Raw genomic sequence first — 2,738 nt, 5'->3', positions numbered from 1 at the left:
AGAAGATTTAGAGTTAGCCTTGCATTTAATTAATCATCGCCCAAGAAAATGTCTTGGTTGGAAAACTTCATACGAAGCGTTTTGGGAAGAAGTGTCGCAGTTAGATTGACAAACCGTCATATAAAAAAAGAAATCTCAGATATAAGCATCTTTTGTTAACGTTAATCGTCTATACTTACGACAAAAGTTTTGGGAGGTTGAGAAATGAACGATCACGAACTCATACGTGAGATTCTTACAGGTGATCAACAAGCTATTCAGCAATTGCATGAACGTTATGTGGATCGAATTTTTCAATACATATACATACAAACGAATAGCTATCACGACACAGAGGAACTGCTGCAGGATGTCTTCTTTAAAGTGGCAAGACAGCTTGAGCGATTTGAAGGAAAATCCTCTTTTAAAACATGGATCTTTAAGATTGCTCGAAATGTCGTGATTGATTATTACCGTAAGCAAAATAAGGAGCGTCAGTCCACTTCGATGGAAAAAGATGTAATTGAACACTTAGGTGGCAAGGATGAATCTGCGGAGGTCACCGTTCTTCGTCATTTACATATGGATGAAATTCTCAAGACCATCGATAAGTTACCTAGTCATTATAAGACTGTTCTCCATTTAAGGTTTATCGAGGGTTTTTCAATCAAAGAAACAGCGGACATTATGGGGAAATCGGTTCTTTCGGTGAAATCAACGCAACGAAGGGCAAGATTGGCTCTATCTGAACGAATGAATATGGAGGTGAGTAGCCGATGAATAACCGCAAACGTCATGAAGAAGAACTTCGCCATATCATGCAGCAAAGGAAGGCACTGAAAGCTTCCAAGGAAGCACGGGATAAAAGTTTACTTGCATTCCAAGATGGTCTGAAAGACATTAGCCCCCGCCCAAAAAGGGAACAGAAGCGAAAGAAGTTTCGCCAACACGTTATTGGAAGTGTAGCTACGGTCGCTGCAGCAGGTATTGCCGGTCTATTAATTCTAAATCTTACTGTCTTGCAAGACGACACGCAAGATGACTTGCCAATCCATACCGTTCCATATGATGGAAACGATGAGAGGAAAGGGGGAGAACCGATCGATCTTCATCAGATTGAAGAAAATCCAGATATGTTACTCAGAATACTCGAGAGGCCAACCTTTAATTATGATGATTTAAATGCAATGAATACGACTAGCATTTACAACGATACATTTTCTGTGTACCTTCCAAGGGATTGGTTTGTAGAGGAAGAACAGGAGGAAGAGGTTCATACCGTTCAGATAAATGGTCCAGACTCAGAGGAAATGAACCTTATTCTCTTTGGTGTTGGTGCGGAAGAAGAACTAATAGAAGAGAAAATACAAGAGTTGACTGCAGATTTTTCACAAACGGAGGAGACGATTGTGCCCATGAATACTTTAATGGAGGAAATGCGAATGAACTTTCAGATTTCATTTCCTTTCGATCATGTGTTTCCTTTTGATATGGAAGATACCAAGATGTATGCATTCATTGATGAAGAAAGCGGCCGCTTTATGGAGTTGTATGTCACTGACTTATTAGGGCAACCGATGATTTATACGGCGGATTTTCCTCTTGACAATAAGGAAAGTTGGTTTGTATCTTGGCTCATCTTTACATACATGGGAGTGCAGACACCATACACATTTCCTGGATCAGAAGGTGAGCAACATTCCGAATACCAACGATCTATGGAAAAAACAGTTCTCCTACAAGTAGGAGCCTTTGGGTTCGAGGAGGTTCAATTGGAGCTCTATGTAAATGAAGAAGCAGGAATCACAAGCTACCTTCCTAGAGATACAACGATCGATCGAATTGAACACGACTATTTTACAGAATGGCGCTTTAGCGAGCCTTCGGTTTCAGCTAATAGTTTTTATTCATTCGGTAAACTAATGGATGGATTTCCTATTGAACAAGGGAAAGAAATTATGTTTGATGCTTTTAACATCGATCTTGCATACCACGAAGACTTAGGAGGGGGGATTCCTCATCACTACGGTTATTATAGTGGAATGGACGAGGAGTTTATTGATGGATATATAGAACTGTTTGAACTTTCGGGAGAGTGGTATTACAAGCATAAGCATGCCGATCGAGAAGATTATAATGGTGGTGTATTTCAGCAAAGATTGCAAACGTTTATTGATTCTTTAGAGAAGCATTAAAGACTCCAAAAAAATAAAAAGATGTCTATAAATGAGTTTTTAGACATCTTTTCCATATAGAACCTAAAGGAATGTGTCAAACGTTTTATGTGTAGATTAGTTAATGGGGTGGAAGTTTACAGCTTTCTTTTTACCATAAAAAGAGTACTAACAGCCCCGCTAACGCTGTCAGTGTAGCGACCCCTGTTGTCGCTCTACCCAATATGATTGTACTAATAAATAGGATGAAATCAGTTAAGCCTATGTAAATAACTTTTAAAGTTTTCATGAAGAGAGAAACGGTAGGTAAGAAGGTGCTAGGATGGTTGGGGTCCAAGCGTCCTTTTTGTCTTTTCATGAGTAATTGGGGTGGTTCGGCGAGTAAGGGACAGTTTACAACTAGTAAAGTGATAGTCATATTAAAAAGATACAGCCTAAATGTGTGCTATACTTACGTATGTTCTAACAGTAGCATTGCATAAATAAATTCTACTAATGTCAAATCACTGTTTTTTAGTCACCTGTACAAGTCTGAACATTCAGAATTTGTGTTGTTCAGGTCAAAGTGAAAAAAGGACAACAGGC

At 39.0% G+C, this 2,738-nt stretch carries 2 protein-coding genes and 1 pseudogene; all 3 read left to right on the top strand.

What is annotated here, in order from left to right; genetic code table 11:
• A pseudogene (locus tag AC1FXP_RS23315) lies at positions 1 to 109 on the top strand (IS30 family transposase); the annotation flags it as partial.
• 95 nt (positions 110 to 204) lie between these two features.
• Entirely contained in the window at positions 205 to 759 is a 555-nt protein-coding gene (locus AC1FXP_RS23310; protein WP_480064310.1) for an RNA polymerase sigma factor, read from the top strand.
• The gene (locus AC1FXP_RS23305; RefSeq protein WP_480064308.1) at positions 756 to 2,174 is read left to right on the top strand and encodes a hypothetical protein; all 1,419 of its coding nucleotides are present in this window, start codon (positions 756 to 758) and stop codon (positions 2,172 to 2,174) included. Before AC1FXP_RS23310 ends, AC1FXP_RS23305 begins: the two co-directional genes overlap by 4 nt.
• Positions 2,175 to 2,738: the final 564 nt, after the last annotated feature.

The organism is Halalkalibacter sp. HAAS-P013 (assembly GCF_056619925.1).
The sequence above is the reverse complement of the archived record's forward strand: the minus strand, read 5'-3'. Positions and strand labels throughout refer to the sequence as shown.

Excerpts from the sequence above, each read along its gene's own strand:
- AC1FXP_RS23310 (WP_480064310.1), top strand. The coding sequence starts at position 205 with ATGAACGATCACGAACTCATACGTGAGATTCTTACAGGTGATCAACAA.
- AC1FXP_RS23305 (WP_480064308.1), top strand. The coding sequence starts at position 756 with ATGAATAACCGCAAACGTCATGAAGAAGAACTTCGCCATATCATGCAG.